The sequence below is a fragment of the Herbiconiux sp. genome, from assembly GCF_023264895.1.
GTDB lineage: Bacteria > Actinomycetota > Actinomycetes > Actinomycetales > Microbacteriaceae > Herbiconiux.
In genome coordinates this window covers 1-14,897 of sequence record NZ_JAHFUY010000103.1, presented here as the reverse complement: position 1 = coordinate 14,897, position 14,897 = coordinate 1, and the positions used below count along the sequence as shown (strand labels likewise).

9 protein-coding genes are annotated in these 14,897 nt (G+C 73.0%); 4 read left to right on the top strand and 5 right to left on the bottom strand.

Annotated elements, in window-relative coordinates; genetic code table 11:
• Positions 1 to 174: 174 nt before the first annotated feature.
• Both Q0D57_RS16620 and nudC read right to left on the bottom strand, forming a co-directional pair.
• Positions 175 to 1,944: an ATP-dependent helicase gene (locus tag Q0D57_RS16620; protein ID WP_291046116.1), complete on the bottom strand. Its 1,770-nt coding sequence runs from the start codon at positions 1,942 to 1,944 to the stop codon at positions 175 to 177.
• A gap of 119 nt (positions 1,945 to 2,063) precedes the next feature.
• A complete protein-coding gene (gene nudC, locus Q0D57_RS16615; protein WP_291046111.1) occupies positions 2,064 to 3,188 on the bottom strand; it encodes an NAD(+) diphosphatase in 1,125 nt (374 codons plus the stop codon).
• 60 nt (positions 3,189 to 3,248) lie between these two features.
• Here nudC and Q0D57_RS16610 point away from each other — a divergent pair, with 60 nt between their 5' ends.
• A complete protein-coding gene (locus Q0D57_RS16610) occupies positions 3,249 to 4,310 on the top strand; it encodes a phosphotransferase (protein ID WP_291046109.1) in 1,062 nt (353 codons plus the stop codon).
• A 60-nt stretch (positions 4,311 to 4,370) separates the two neighbouring features.
• Here Q0D57_RS16610 and Q0D57_RS16605 read toward each other — a convergent pair whose 3' ends face one another.
• Both Q0D57_RS16605 and Q0D57_RS16600 read right to left on the bottom strand, forming a co-directional pair.
• Positions 4,371 to 7,853 (bottom strand): ATP-dependent DNA helicase, encoded by a 3,483-nt coding sequence (locus Q0D57_RS16605; protein ID WP_291046108.1) that lies wholly within the window; start codon positions 7,851 to 7,853, stop codon positions 4,371 to 4,373.
• Positions 7,850 to 11,605, bottom strand: a complete 3,756-nt coding sequence (locus Q0D57_RS16600) for a PD-(D/E)XK nuclease family protein (protein ID WP_291046106.1) — start codon at positions 11,603 to 11,605, stop codon at positions 7,850 to 7,852. The genes Q0D57_RS16605 and Q0D57_RS16600 overlap by 4 nt, the downstream gene beginning before the upstream one ends.
• A gap of 291 nt (positions 11,606 to 11,896) precedes the next feature.
• On the opposite strand from Q0D57_RS16600, the gene Q0D57_RS16595 reads away from it, so the two are divergent.
• Positions 11,897 to 12,121: a DUF3107 domain-containing protein gene (locus tag Q0D57_RS16595; RefSeq protein WP_291046104.1), complete on the top strand. Its 225-nt coding sequence runs from the start codon at positions 11,897 to 11,899 to the stop codon at positions 12,119 to 12,121.
• A gap of 10 nt (positions 12,122 to 12,131) precedes the next feature.
• Complete coding sequence (locus Q0D57_RS16590) at positions 12,132 to 12,461, top strand: hypothetical protein (protein ID WP_291046100.1); 330 nt, start codon at positions 12,132 to 12,134, stop codon at positions 12,459 to 12,461.
• Positions 12,462 to 12,632: 171 nt separating this feature from the next.
• Here the strand turns inward: Q0D57_RS16590 and Q0D57_RS16585 are convergent, their stop codons facing one another.
• Positions 12,633 to 13,358 carry a ferritin-like fold-containing protein gene (locus Q0D57_RS16585; RefSeq protein ID WP_291046113.1) on the bottom strand — a complete coding sequence of 242 codons (726 nt, stop codon included), beginning with the start codon at positions 13,356 to 13,358 and terminating at the stop codon, positions 12,633 to 12,635.
• Between the two features lie 200 nt (positions 13,359 to 13,558).
• Between Q0D57_RS16585 and Q0D57_RS16580 the strand changes: the two genes are divergently transcribed.
• Positions 13,559 to 14,897, top strand: a 1,339-nt coding sequence (locus tag Q0D57_RS16580; protein ID WP_291046098.1) for a DEAD/DEAH box helicase, incomplete at its 3' end; no start/stop codon positions are given.

Genomic DNA, 14,897 nt, shown 5'->3' with positions numbered 1-14,897 from the left:
CCGACCGCGCTCTGCGGGTGCGTCGGCCCGGGCTCCCGGCCGCCGCCGGGGTGCTCGGCACCGCCGATCCACGTGCGGCCGCACGACTCCCCGGCGCCGCCGATGCTGCCGGCGCCGCCGATGCCGCCGATGCTGCCGATGCTGTGATCGGGTCAGGGATCTCGGTCGAGCGGGTCAGCTCCCATCCGCGGTGCGGATGCCGGTCTCCGTGAGGAAGCGCGAGGGGGCGCGCTCGCCCGAGCGACGCGATCCGATGGCCGCCCAGGAGAGCGCGAGACGCTCGCGGGCGCGGGTGATGCCCACGTACAGCAGGCGGCGCTCCTCGTCCACGCCCTCGAAGCCGCTCGCGTGCCCGATCGGCAGCAGCCCCTCCGAGACGCCGACGATGAAGACCACGGGCCATTCGAGGCCCTTCGCCGAGTGCAGGGTGGCGAGGGTGACCGCGCGGAGGGTGGGCTCGTGCTGAGACGACTGGCGGTGCAGCAGCTCCTCGGTGAACTGGCGGAACGTCGTGCCGGCCGGCATCGCCTCGGCGAGGCCCATGAGGGCGTTGAGCGACTCCCAGCGGTCGCGCACGGCGCCGACGCCCTCGGGCGGCTCCTGCGACCAGCCGCGGGTGCGCAGCACGTCGCTCACCGACTTGAACAGCGGCTCGTCGGCGATCGAGACCGACGCTGCGCGCAGCTCCATGACGGCGTGCTTGACGTCGGGCTGGTCGAAGAAGCGCGTGCCGCCCTTGACCTGCACGCTCACACCGGCCGCGGCGAGCGCCTGCTCGAGCGGGGCCGACTGGGCGTTGACCCGGTAGAGCACGGCGATGTCCTGCGGCGCGGTGCCGGCCGCGATCAGCCGGGCGATCTCGGCGGCCACCCCCTCCGCCTCGTCGACGTCGTGGCGGTAGGCGGTCACGACGGGTGCCGGCCGTGCGGGCGCCGGGGCCGGCACGTCGTCCGCCGGCGCGACTCCGGTCGCGGCGTCGTCGTGCTCGGGCGTCGCCGCGTGCAGCGTGAGCGCACCGGGCCGGCCGCGCATGAGGCGGTTCGCCGAGGCCACGATCTCGGGCGTCGAGCGGTAGTTCTGCTCGAGCATCACCACGGTGGCGCTCGGGTACTGCCGCTCGAAGCCGAGCAGGAAGTCGGCGCTCGCCCCGGCGAAGGAGTAGATGGTCTGGCTCGCGTCGCCCACCACGCAGAGGTCCTGCCGGTCGCCGAGCCAGAGCCGCAGCAGGTGCTGCTGCAGCGGCGAGACGTCCTGGTACTCGTCGACCACGAAGAAGCGGTACTGCTCGCGCACCTGGATGGCCACCGAGGGCTCGGTCTCGATCATGCCGGCGGTCACGAGCAGCACGTCCTCGAAGTCGAGCTGGCGCCGCTCGTCCTTGAGCTGCTCGTAGCGCTCGTGCAGAGCGAGCATCTGCTCCACCGAGAGCGACGAGGGCATCGGGCGCGAGCTCCGAGCCTTCAGCTCGTACTCGGCGAGACCGAGGTTGGCGACCTTCCGCCACTCGATCTCCCCCGCCACGTCGCGGAGGGTGGCGGTGTCAAGGCGCAGCCGGAGGGTCTCGGCGGCGTGCGCGATGGCCCTGGCCTTGTTCTCCACGATCTTCGGGGCCTCACCGCCGATGACCTGGGGCCAGAAGTAGTTCAGCTGGGAGAGCGCCGCCGAGTGGAAGGTGCGCGCGGCGACCCCGCCGGCGCCGAGCGGGCGGAGCCTCGAGCGCAGCTCGGCCGCGGCCCGGGAGGTGAAGGTGAGCGCCATCACGCGGTTGGGCGAGTAGACCCCGGTGGCCACGCCGTACGCGATCCGGTGCGTGATGGCGCGGGTCTTGCCGGTGCCGGCTCCGGCGAGGATGCAGACCGGCCCGAGGAGCGAGCGCGCCGCCACCCGCTGCTCGGCGTCGAGCGCGCCCAGGAGGGCGTCGGCGCTGAGTGTTTCGGAGCTCAGGGTCTCGGCGCTGCGGGTCTCGGCGCTCAGGGTCTCGGCGCTCTGGGTGCCGGCGCTCTGGGTCTCGGCGCTCTGGGTCTCGGCGTTCTGGCTTTCGTGGCTCTGGGCGTCGGTGTCCGTCACGCGCGCTCCGGTTCCGGGAGGGGGCCGCCGTACCAGCGTTCGATGATGGCGCGTGCGATCGACGAGGAGCCCGGGAGGAGCACTCCGCTCTCGGGGTCGGCGATCTCGTCGCGGGTGAACCAGCGGAGGGCGAGGATCTCGTCGCCGTCCGGGCGGAGCACAGGCGGATGATCGGGCGAGACCTTCGCGAGGAACCCCACCATGAGCGACGCCGGGAAGGGCCACGGCTGCGAGCCGAGGTACTCCGGGTCGTCGATCACGACTCCGGACTCCTCGGCGATCTCGCGGATGGCGGCGGCCTCGAGCGACTCCCCCGGCTCCACGAACCCGGCGAGCAGCGAGAACCGGTTGTTCTCCCACATCGCGTTCGAGCCGAGCAGCAGCCGGTCGTGCTCATCGACGATCCCCACGATCACCGCGGCATCCGTGCGCGGGAAGAGCTCGATGTCCTGCACCGGGCATCGCCGCACCCAGCCGCCGCCCTCCACGAGCGTCGCGGCGCCGCAGCGCGGGCAGTGCGTGTGGGTGGCGTGCCAGTTGAACATCGCGAGCGCCTCGGTGAACGCGCCCGCCTCGGAGTCGTCGAGGTCGGCGGCCACGAGCCGGAGGTTGATCCACACGGGCTCCGGCTCCCCGGCCTCGCGGGCGGCGGTGGCGAGCGCCTCCACCTGCTCGTCGCCGAGCGACACGGCGAACACCGGCGAGCCGCTCGGCAGGGCTCCGGCCACGGGCTGCTCGGTGACGGGCGCGACCGCACCAGCGTCATCGGCCGCACCGTCGTCGGCGCCGTCGGGCGCACCCTCGGCCGCGCCGAGGGCCAGCCCGAGATACAGCCGGATGCCGTCGGTCAGGATCTCGTCGGTCACCACGCCGGGCAGATCGGCCGGCGACACGAGTGCCACGCCGGGCCGCACGCGGCTCGAGGGCCGGTGCCCGAAACCGTCCCAGTTCTCCGGATCGGCGCCGGCCGCCGCGAGGGCCGCACCCTTGTGCAGCACTAGGACGCGGGCCTCCGGGCTCGCCCAGCGGGCATCGAGGAGGGCGTCGTCGCGTCGGGCAGCGTGGTCGCGGTCGATCCGATGCCGGGCGAGGGGAAGCGAGGACTGGAAAGCTCGAGACATGATGGACCAATCGTGCGTGGCGGAAGCCGCAGCCGGGCGGCACCGCCCTACCCTGGGGTTATGGCGCGATCCCACTTCACTCTAGCCGCGCTCGCGACCTCCGCCGTCGCGGGCGCCGACATCGTCACCACCCGGGAGCTCACCTCGTCGACAGGCGGCCGGTTCGACTCCGCGGTGGTGGGTCTCCGCTCCGGCGAGGAGTACGTGGTGCGCGTGCCGACCGGCTCCGACGCCGAGTCGGAGCAGTCCCGAGACCTCGTGGCGCTGAACGCGCTCACCCCCGGGGTGCGCTCGCGGCTGCCGTTCCACATTCCGGCCTACGTCGGCCAAGCACCCACCGGCGACACCCGTGCGGTGGTCTACGACTACATCCAGGGCCGCCCCGCTTCGCTCGACGACATCGGGGGCGAGGGCAGCGCCTCCGACTCGATCGGCCGCGCCATCGCCGCCGTGCACTCCCTGCCCACCTCGGTGGTGTCGGATGCCGGTCTCCCGGCCAACACCTCCGCCCAGATCGCCGCGACCTCCAAGAAGCTCGCCGACCGGGCCGGGGCCTCGGGCAAGGTGCCGCAGGAGCTGCTCACCCGCTGGGCCCTCGCTCTCGACGACAGCGCGCTGTGGCAGTTCCAGCCCACCGTCGTCAACGGCGCCCTCGCCCCGGAGTCGTTCCTCGTGGTGGGCGACCAGGTCACGGGCGTGCTCGGCTGGCAGAACCTGCGCGTGGGCGATCCGGCGCTCGACCTGTTCTGGCTGAACTCGGCCTCGAGCGCGTCCAGCGCCGAGCGCGTGCACGCCGCCTACGACGCCTCGCTCTCCAAGCCCGCCGACCACCAGCTGCAGAAGCGCGCCCGGCTCTACGCCGAGCTCGAGATCGCCCGCTGGCTGCTGCACGGCGTCGACTCGCGCGACGCCTCGATCGTCGCCGACGCGGAGTCGATGCTCACGGGGCTCGCCGCGACCGTGCAGAACGACCTGCTGAATCCGCTCTCCACCGACACCGGCCAGGTGCTCGCGGTGGAGGACGTGGAGGCGCTGCTGGACCGCACCCCCGTGCCCGGCCGCTCGTTCAGCCCGTCGTCGCCCGCCGGCGCTCCGCACGCCAACCGCATCGCGGAGGACTAGCCGGCCGAGTTCCGGGCCCCGTATCTCGGAGCTCGAGCCCCGAATCTCGGGTCCCGAACCTCAGAGCGCGGAGCCGAGCAGCAGCTGCTCGAGCTCGTCGGCGCTGAACAGCCGCTCGGGGCGGATGACGGCGTCGTCGGCCACGAAGTAGAACGACGCGTCGATCTTCTCCTCGTCGATCCCGCGCCAGCGCGCGTAGGCGAGCCGGTAGAGGGCGAGCTGCAGCTGCTTGAGCTCGAGATCGGCGGCCCCGGTGGGCGCCTTGCCCGTCTTCCAGTCGACGACCTCGTAGCGGTCGCCCTCCTGGAAGATCGCGTCGATCTTGCACACCACCACGCGCCCGGCCAGCACGAGGTGCACCTCGACCTCGACCTCCACGGGCTGCCGCGAGGCGTACGGCGATCGCTCGAAGATCTCGATGAGCTCCTGCAGCCGCGCATCCTCGCTCACCTCGGCGGCGTCCTCCGGATCGGTGTCCTCCGGCAGCCGCTCCCCCTGGTCGCCCTCGGCGGCGAGCCCATCCGCGGCGGGCCCCCCGACGGCGGGTCCCGACCCCACCGGCTCCAGCTCGTCGTCGTCCAGCGGCTCCAGCTCGTCGAGGTACGCGTCCAGCTCGTCGAGCCCCAGCAGCGCCGACTCGCCGCCCCGGTACCGGCTCTCCACCCAGCTGTGGAACCGCGTGCCGAGCCTGGTCTGCCGGAACGGCCGCTCCGGCATCGGCCGCTGCAGGCTCTTCGCCACCTTCTGCGGGTCGGAGACGTAGTCCTTGAAGCGCGAGGCCGGGATGCGCACGGGCACGTCGAGCACCGGGTCGGCTCCTCGCGCGGCCCGCTCGGCGAGCAGCACGTCGATCTCGTGGTCGTACGGCGTCCGCGCACCGGGGTCGGCGGCCAGCACGGCCTCCGCGGCGGCCTCGACCCGCGAGCGCCGCCCGCCGAGCGGATCGCGCGGCCAGACCACCCAGCTCTCCGACTCGGCGAGCGGGTTCTCCTCGTGCACGGGCGCCTCGGGCAGCACCCCCGACGCCACGACGCCGGCGGCCTCGAGCTCGCGCAGGTAGAGGCCGGGCCCGCGCGGCTTCTTCACCCCCGTCGTCCAGAACGAGCCGGTCAGCAGCAGATCCGACTTCGCTCGCGTGACCGCCACGTAGATGAGCCGGCGCTGCTCGGCCGCGTAGTGCTCGCTGTTGGCCGCCCGGAACTCCTCCAGCGCCGCCTTCACCTCACCCTGCGTCTCGGCTCCGCGCCAGGCGAAGAACGGCAGCTCGGCCGCGTCGCCGCGGAAGTCGAACGGCAGCTCGCCGAAGGTCAGCCAGCCCAGCCGCGACATCGGCTCGCCCGGCAGCTCCCCCGCCACCATCCGCGGGATCGCCACGACGTCCCACTCGAGCCCCTTGGCTCCGTGGATGGTCAGGATCTGCACGGTTCCCGGCTCCGGTTCCTCCGAGCGCGGCTCGAGCCGGTCGCGCTTCTCGGCCTCCTCGAGCCAGGAGAGGAACTCGCCGAGCCCCGCGGCGGGGTCGAGGGCGAGGAACGAGGTGAGCTGCTCGGCGAACGCATCGAGAGCCGCCCGCCCGGCCGCGGCGTGCGGGCTCGCCAGCACCTCGATGTCGAGCAGCAGCTCCTGCTGCACGAGGTCGACGTAGTCGATCAGCCCGAGGCCTGCGCGTGTGCGGAGCGCCGCGAACTCGGCCGCGGCACGGCGGAGGCGCTCGAGCCCGGTGTCGCTGAACCCCACGAGCGCACCGTGCTCGGGGTTCGCGGTGACGAGGAAGTCGAGCGCGTCGATCACCGACCTGTCCTCGTCGGCCACCACCGAGCCGCGGATGCGATCGGCCACCTCGGCGTCGAGCTTCTGGAACCGGTGGTCGCGCTGGGCGATCCACGACGCGAGCGTGCGGACGGCCATCAGGTCCTTCGTGCCGATCCGCCAGCGGGCGCCGCCGAGCACGCGCAGGAGGTCGGGGCCGGCCGTCGGGTAGTAGAGCACGCGGAGCATCGAGACGAGGTCGGCCACTGCGGGCTGGCCGAGCAGCCCGCCGATGCCGAGCACGTGGTACGGGATGCCGCGGGCATCGAGCGCCGCCGTGAACGGCTCGATCTTCTTGACGGATCTGCAGAGCAGGGCGGCCGAGCGCGTGCGGCCCTGCGCATCCGGGATCGCGAGCTGCGCGGCGAACCACGCGGCCACCTCCTGCGCCTCCTCGGCGACCGTCTCGCGGAAGCCCACGTCGAGCGCACCCTCGAGCACACCGGGCCGGGGGCCGAGCTGCTCCACCGGCACGCCCGAGGTGGCCGAGAGCGGCTGCACGAGCGTGTTGGCCGCGTCGAGCACCACGCGCGGGTTGCGCCAGCTCGTCGAGAGGGCGTACGGATGCGTGCCGCCGCGCGCCGGGTCGGCCCCGAAGTCGCGGCCGAAGCGCGCGAGGTTGGCCGCGCTGGCTCCCCGCCAGCCATAGATCGACTGGTGCGGGTCGCCGACCGCCATGACCGCCTGCTCGCGGAACAGCCGGGAGAGCAGGCGGGTCTGCACCACGCTCGTGTCCTGGTACTCGTCGAGCAGCACCACCTTGAAGCGGTCGCGGTACTCCTCCACCACGCGGGGCGTGCTCTCGACGATCGCGAGGGCGAGCGCGATCTGGTCGGAGTACTCCACGTAGCCGCGCCGCACCTTCTCGGCCGCGTAGGTCTCGGCGAGGTCGACGAGCAGCGGCAGCATCGAGACCTGGCCGACGGCCTTCACGATGTCGGCGAGCACGCCCTTCGTGCGCGCGGTGCCCGCGGGGAGGCCGACGAGGTCGCCGAAGCGCTCGGCGTAGGCGATGACCTCGGCGGGTTCGACCACGTTCTCGGCGAGCGCTCGGCTGAGGCCGAGCACGGCGGAGGCCACGACGTCGACCGACTTGTCCATCTCGCGGAGCCGCTCGTCGTCGCTCGCCACCACGACCGTGCGGGCGAGCTGCCAGGCGGAGGCCTCGCTCAGCACGGCAGCCTCGCCCTCGCGGCCGATCACCACGGCGTTCTCGCGGAAGATGCTGTTCGCGAAGGCGTTGTAGGTGGCGATCGTGGGGGCGTCGAACGGGTCGAAGACGAGGCCGGTGATGCGGGCCTCGGCGAGCTGCTGCAGGCGCTTCCGGATGCGTTCGGCGAGTTCGCCCGCGGCCTTCCGGGTGAAGGTGAGGCCGAGCACCTCGGGGACCCCGACGAGACCGTTCGCGATCAGCCAGACCACGCGGTTGGCCATCGTCTCGGTCTTGCCGCTGCCGGCGCCGGCCACGACGATCCGCGGGTCGAGCGGTGCCTCGATCACGGCGCGCTGCTGCGCGGTGGGCGGCGGCAGTTCGAGCAGCTCCGCGATGCGCGCGGCCGAGAGGTGCGGGGTGGAGAGGCACGGGGTGGGTGCGTCTGCGACACCCGGCGTGTTCGCAGCGTCCGGTGTCTCCGCTTCCCCCCCTCCGCGGGCCGCCGGGGGCGCCGCCGGCGTGGGCGGGCGGAACGCCTCGGGCCGGTCGAGGTCGTCGAGGTCGAACAGCGCGTCGCTCATTCGGAGACCGCCTTGATCAGCTGGATGCGGTACTCGTACCGGTTCTGGAAGTCGCGCTCCTCGGGCTCCGCCACACCGCGGAAGGTCGCGGCGGCCATCCCCTCGGCGACGGCCTCGATACGCGCCGCGATCTCGGCCAGCTCGGGCTCGCCGAGCGCATCCTGCCGTCGGATCGTGTAGCGCGAGGGCCGCTCCCCCTTCGCCACGTAGAGCAGCTCGGCGCCGCCCACCTCGCCGCCCACGAACGGCTCGGTCGGTGCAGCCACCTCGGCTGCGCCACCGGATGTGAGGTCCCCTTGCGCACGTGGCGCATCCGTGTCGGCCGCGTCCGCCCCCAGGTCCCCGGCACCACGCGCATCCGCACCCAGGTCCCCGGCACCACGCGCATCCGCGTCCGGATCGACGCCGCAACCCGCATCCGCACCCAGGCCCAGGCCCACGCCGCCACCCGCATCCACACCCAGGCCCACGCCGCCACCCGCACCCAGATCCGCGTGGGCACCCGCGTCACCCTCCCCCTCCACGTCCCGGTTCCGCAGGGCACGGCTGTGCACGGCGAGCTGGTAGGTGGCGAGCTGGGCGTGGCGGGGCATGTCACCGCGGGACGCCGGGTACTTGCCCGTCTTGAGGTCGATCACCACGACGGTGCCGTCGGCGCGCCGCTCGATCCGGTCGATCGAACCGTTGACCTCGGCCCGCCCCTGCCGCAGGCGGAACCCCGCCTCGGCACCCACGAGCTCGCCGCCCGAGACGGAGAAGCCGCGCAGGTAGTCCGAGAGTCCCTCGAGCTTGGTGCCGAGCGCCCGGCGCTCGCGCTCCTCGATCCACGGGGCCTCGAAGCGCAGCTCCTTCCACCGCTCCTCCGAGCGCCGCAGCAGCTCCTCGGGGCTCGGATCGGTCTCGGGGTCGGCGGCGAGCTGCTCCATCACCGAGTGCACGATCGTGCCGATGCCGGCCGCGAGCCCCTTGGCTCCCCCGGCGACCTGGTCGACGAACCACATGAGCGGTGACTCCTCGAAGGCCTCGATGCGGGACGGCGACACGCGCACCACCGCCTCGGGGTCGTCGGGGTCGACCACGGGCTCTTCGGTCGACGCGGGCAGCAGGCCGTACCAGCTGCGCGGATGCGCTCCGGCCACGTCCTCCGCGGCCAACCGGGCGAGCGCCGACGCCGCCCGCGGGTCGCCCTCCTCGGCGAGCCGCCGGCGGAGGTGGCCCGTGAGGCCGCGCAGGGAGAGGGGATGCCGCACGGGCTTGACGGTCTCGGCGTCCGGCGCGAGGGCGAGGAACGCCGAGGGCTGCTCGTCGTCGTTCGCGACCCCGCTCAGCACGGTGACGCGGCGCGATCTCGAGACCGCGAGCGCGAACATCCGCAGCTCGTCCGAGAGCACCTCGGCGCGGGAGTCCTCGGTGCGGGCGGGCGCCCCCGCCGGCTCGGTCGAGCGGTCGGATGCGACGGACGAGGCGGAGGCGACGGGTGCGGCGGATGCAGCGGACGAGTCGGAGGCGACGGGCGAGTCCGATGCGATGGACAAGTCGGATGCAGCGGGACGCCCGTCGAGCACCTGGTCGGCCCCGACGCCGATTGCACGGCCGTGCGTCTCGCCGAAAGCCCCGTCCCCCCGACGCTCCCGGGCCTCGAGACGGGCCTCGGTGGCGACGGCGCCGAGGCGCTGGGCGTGCAGGAGCGAGCCGCGGAGGCGGAGGTTCGGCCACACCGACTCCTGCAGCCCGGCGACCACGACCACGTCGACGTCGAGCCCCACGGCGCCCGTCGGAGTGGTCACGAGCACGGAGTCGGCGCGGGAGCGCGGCGACAGTGTGTCCTCCGGCACCTCGGCGGTCAGGAACTCGTCGATGAAGAGCTCCGCGGGCCGCTCGGGCTCGCGCTCGACGGCGCGACGGGCGGCGGTGAAGAGCGCGACGGCGCCGTCGAGGTTGCGGTTGGCCTCGTCGGCGAGGATGCCGGTGCCCGCGGCGAGGGCGCCCCAGCGCGAGGCGAGGCCGGTGCGCTGCCAGAGCTCCCAGAGCAGCTCCTCCACGGTGGCGCCGGCCTCGAAGCTCGAACGCAGGCCGGCGAGCGTGGTGCCGAGTGCCGCGACGCGCCGGGCGGGGGCGGAGTCGATGGTGGCGAGCACGCCCGGGGTGAGCACGGCCTCGCAGAGCAGCTCATCGGAGTGCCGCGATCCGCCCGCGGCGAGCTCATCGTGCCGCAGTGCGAGCCGCAGCCGGCGGAGGCCCACGGCGTCGACGCCGCAGAGGGGCCCGAGGATGACGGAGCTCGCGGTCTCTGCGGTGAGTTCGAGCCGTCCGATGCCGAGCGCGAGCCCCTCGGCGAGGTGCCGGGCCGCGTAGTCGTCGCGGAGCGCCTGCACCGCCGACAGGGTGCGGGTGGGCACCTCGGCGAGGGCGAGCCCACGCGCGATCGCGGGCACGAGCGATCCGGATCGCACGATCACCGCCATCTGCGACCACTCGGTGCCCTCGAGCAGGAACCGCTCCCGCAGCAGCCGCGCGATGGTGGCGATCTCGGAGGTGCGGTTGTCGGCCTGGATGCGCAGCACGCGCGCCTCGCCGCGCTCGGGCACGTCAGTGGGTGCGACGCGGCCCGCAGGCACGCCAGCGGCCGCGGCACTGCCCAGTTCCCCGCCTCCGCCGGCGCCGGCGCCGGGCTCGACGGTGCGCCGTTGGAGTCCGGCGGCCGCGGTGCCGATGCGCTCGGTCACGCGCTGCGTGAGAGCGCGGAGGTCTCCGCGCTGGCGATAGGTGGTGCCGAGCACGATCGTGGGGGCGGTCGGAACCCCGAGTGTCTGCCCCAGCTGCCCGAGCGCGCGCACGTCCGACCCGCGGAAGCCCGCCGTGGCCGTGTCCGGATCCCCGAACGCCACGACCGCCGCGCCCCCGCGGGCGAACTCGCGCACCAGGTTGACGGCCCCCACCGAGTACTCGGGGAAGTCGTCGGCCACCACGAGCCGGATGCGCGCCCGCGCCGTCGCGCCCCCCTCGGCGAGCGTCGGGCCCTTCGCGTGCTCGTCCCTCAGGATCCGCCTCGCCTCGGCCAGGAGCTCCGCGGAGTCGAGGTGCGCGAGGTCGTACGACTCGAGCGCCCGGTGGTACTCGCCGAGGAACTCCCCCGCCGCCACCCACTCCTCGATCCCCTCCCGCCGCCCGAGCTCGGCCAGCCCCTCGGCCGACACCCCGTTCTCCGTGGTGCGCATCATGAGCTCGCGGAGCTCGGTGCGGAACTCCCGGAGCCTGCGCACCTGGGGCGGCAGCGACTCCGGCCAGCGGACGACGCCGCTCCGCCCCGCCTCGGCGTCCTCGATTCCGCCGAGAAGCAGCTCCGCCACGATCCGGTCCTGTTCGGCTCCCGTGAGCAGTGCCACCGGCCGCGGGGCGCCCGCCGCACCTGCGGTCGCCGCGCCGTCGCGGCCTTCCTTCCCCATTCCTTTTCCTTCGTGCCCTATGCCCTCACGGGCACCGCGCCGCACGATCTCGAACGCGGCCGAGCTCGCCGTGCGCGCCAGGGGCCCGTTGCTCGGAACCCCCAGACGCAGCGCCACCTGGTCGCGCAGCCTCGTGGCCCCCTGTCGCGACGAGGCCAGCACCAGGATCTCCTCCGGCGCCATCCCGAACCGCCCCACCCGGTCGGCCACCAGCTCGAGCAGCACCGTCGTCTTGCCGCTCCCGGGGGCCCCGACCACGGCGAACGACGCCCCGGCGGGCGCCTCCAGCACCTGCCGCTGCCTCACATCGAGTCGAACCTCACGCACCCCGCCAAACTACCCTTCCCCACCGACACCGACCCGCCACCGCCGACGCCGTTCGCCACCGGCACCGCCCCGCGACCGCCGGCGCCGTTCGCCACCTCGCCCACCCGCGGCCCCGGCCACGTTCGCCGTCCACGACAACTCCTCCTCCACAGCCCTGTTCGCTCTCGGCACCATCCCCACACGGCGCCACCCCACCGATCCGCCCTCCCGCTTGCCGTAACCTGAACACGTGGTCGCAACCCAGATCACAAGACGTGAAAGGCACTTCCTGTGGACATCCGTATCGGCATCGCCAACTCGCCCCGTGAGCTCAACTTCGAGTCGAGCCAGTCCCCCGCCGAGATCGAGAAGATCGTGGCCGACGCCCTCGCCTCCAGTGGCACCCACGTGTCGCTGACCGACAACAGGGGCAAGGTCTACGTCGTGCCGACGGCCGCGCTCACCTACGTCGAGATCGGCAGCGAAGAGTCGCGCCGAGTCGGCTTCGTCGGCTAGCCTCCGAGCCATGGAACTGCTGTTCATCACCCTCGGCGGCGTCATCCTCGGCCTCGGGGCGCGCTACCTCCTGCCCGACCGCGATCGCCACGGCGTCGTGCTGATCCCCGCCCTCGGCGGTGCGGTCGCCGCCGTCGTCTGGGTCGCGCTCACCTGGGCCGGCATGCCGTGGGACGGCGGGTGGATCTGGGTCATCAGCCTCGTGGTCACCGCCGCGGCCGTCGTGGTCGCCGACATCCTCATCGGCCGCCGCCGCAAGGAGCACGACGAGGCTCGCCTCCAGGCCCTCCTCTCGGGCAAGGCCCCCCTGGCCCCCGCCGCCGCCGCCACCTCCCGCTGACCACCACCACACCCCAGCACCACACCCCAGTCGAGCCGTCACTTTCCACGCCAAGAAGCGCCATTTCGCGTGGAAAGTGACGGCTCGAGTGCGTGGCGATCGCGTGCGAGGGTGCCTGGGGCTCGCGCGAGGGTGCGTCAGCGCTAGGCAGTGTGCGCTGGCCGGTGTGCGCTAGGCGGTGAGGCCGAGGCCGTCCATGCGGCGGGTGTGCGAGGCGATCATCTCGGTGAAGACCGGCTCGATCCGCTGCTCGTCCGAGACGGCGTTGCCGGTGAGGTGGATCGCGGAACGGCAGACGAGCAACGTGTCGCCCACGACCCGCCGCCCCCACATCGCGAGCCGCGGCCCGAGCACCTCATCGTGCGCGATGGCCGCCGAGAGGATGTCTGTGATCGCCCGACGCCCGGTGTCGGCATCCAGGATGGCCACGCACCGCGGCCCGATGTCCCCGGGGAGACCGGCGGCCAGCAGGGTGAAGAAGTCATCGAGGATCCCGGCGGTCAGATACACGCTCGCGAGCTGCTCGTACCAGTCGGCGCCCTTGACGACGAGACGGTAGCGGTCGATCCCCGCGGTGAACGGCTCGATCACCTCCGAAGGCTGGTCGACCCGGCGCCGGATCTCGGCCACGAGCCGCTCGTGCTTGTCGAGCGCCTGGCTCGCACCCGACGCGAGGGCCTGCTTGTCGGCCACCGTGGGCGCTGCGGCGATGGCATCCGAGACCTCTTCGAAGATGGCCAGCTGCACGTAGGCCGCCTGCCCGAGGTAGGGCAGCACCTCCGGCGTGAGCTCCGCGAGGTTCACCTTGGGGTAGCTCGTGACGTCTTCCCGGGGCTTCAGCCGCGGGATGTCGATGCGCACCTTCGGGCGGCGGAGGAATCCGAACACGACGTTCATCCTAACGGTGCGCACCTGCCTCGAGAGGCCGCTGCACGGCGCGCTGCGGCCCCGGAACCCCTCCATCGACTAAACTCGACCCGGGCCCTGACGCAACTCGGGGCAATCGCCGCCGCCCGACGCCATCGTCGGTCATCCGCTCCGCTGCATCGCAGCACCGTTCTCCCACGGCGGCCTCGCGCTTACGACAGGTATCCACAGTGACTTTCAGTGAACTCAACATCGACCAGGACATGGTCGACGCCCTCGCCGCCAAGGGCATCCTCGAGCCGTTCCCCATCCAGGAGCAGACGATCCCGCTCGCCCTCGACGGCCAGGACATCATCGGTCAGGCCAAGACGGGTACCGGCAAGACCTTCGGCTTCGGCCTCCCCCTCATCCAGCGCCTCGGTCTCGACCCCGAGCCCGGCGTCAAGGCGCTCGTCGTCGTCCCCACCCGCGAGCTCTGCGTGCAGGTCACCGAAGACCTCGAGATCGCCGCGGGCAACCGCAACACCAAGATCGTCTCGATCTACGGTGGCAAGGCCTACGAAGGCCAGATCGAGCAGATCAAGGCCGGCGCGCAGATCGTGGTCGGCACCCCGGGGCGTCTCCTCGACCTCGCCGGCCAGCGCCTGCTGAACCTCGGCGCCGTGCAGGAGATGGTGCTCGACGAGGCCGACAAGATGCTCGACCTCGGCTTCCTCGCCGACATCGAGAAGCTCTTCGCCCAGACCCCCGCCGGCCGCCACACCATGCTCTTCTCGGCCACCATGCCCGGCCCGATCGTGGCCCTAGCCCGCCGCTTCATGAACCGGCCCATCCACATCCGCGCCACCGACCCCGACGAGGGGCTGACGCAGGCCAACATCAAGCACCTCATCTACCGCGCCCACAACATGGACAAGGACGAGGTGATCGCGCGCATCCTGCAGGCCGAGGGCCGCGGCAAGACCGTCGTGTTCACGCGCACCAAGCGCGCCGCCGCGAAGCTCGTCGAGGAGCTCAACGACCGCGGCTTCAACGCCGCCGCCGTGCACGGCGACCTCAACCAGGAGCAGCGCGAGCGCGCCATGGCCGCCTTCAAGGCGGGCAAGAAGGACATCCTCATCGCCACCGACGTCGCCGCGCGCGGCATCGACGTCGACGACGTCACCCACGTCATCAACCACACCATCCCGGATGACGACAAGACCTACCTGCACCGCGCCGGCCGCACGGGCCGCGCCGGCAAGACGGGCATCGCGGTGACCTTCGTCGACTGGGACGACCTGCACAAGTGGGCGCTCATCAACCGCGCCCTCGAGTTCGGCCAGCCGGAGCCGGTCGAGACCTACTCCTCCTCGCCCCACCTCTTCACCGACCTCGACATCCCTGCGGGCACCCGCGGCCGCCTCAAGGCGAGCACCCGCTCGGCCGAGGCCGGCACCGGCGGCTCGGGCTCCGGCTCGGGTGACCGCGGCGGCCGTGGCGGCTCGCGCGGTGGCGAACGAGGCGGTCGTGACGGCGGAGGCCGTGACGGTGCCGGCCGCGGCGAAGCTCGTGGCGGCGACAGCAGCC

What these genes read in the sequence shown, in the direction of transcription:
- nudC (WP_291046111.1), bottom strand. Translation starts at nt 3,188, where the DNA reads ATGTCTCGAGCTTTCCAGTCCTCGCTTCCCCTCGCCCGGCATCGGATC.
- Q0D57_RS16585 (WP_291046113.1), bottom strand. Translation starts at nt 13,358, where the DNA reads ATGAACGTCGTGTTCGGATTCCTCCGCCGCCCGAAGGTGCGCATCGAC.
- Q0D57_RS16610 (WP_291046109.1), top strand. Translation starts at nt 3,249, where the DNA reads ATGGCGCGATCCCACTTCACTCTAGCCGCGCTCGCGACCTCCGCCGTC.
- Q0D57_RS16590 (WP_291046100.1), top strand. Translation starts at nt 12,132, where the DNA reads ATGGAACTGCTGTTCATCACCCTCGGCGGCGTCATCCTCGGCCTCGGG.
- Q0D57_RS16605 (WP_291046108.1), bottom strand. Translation starts at nt 7,853, where the DNA reads ATGAGCGACGCGCTGTTCGACCTCGACGACCTCGACCGGCCCGAGGCG.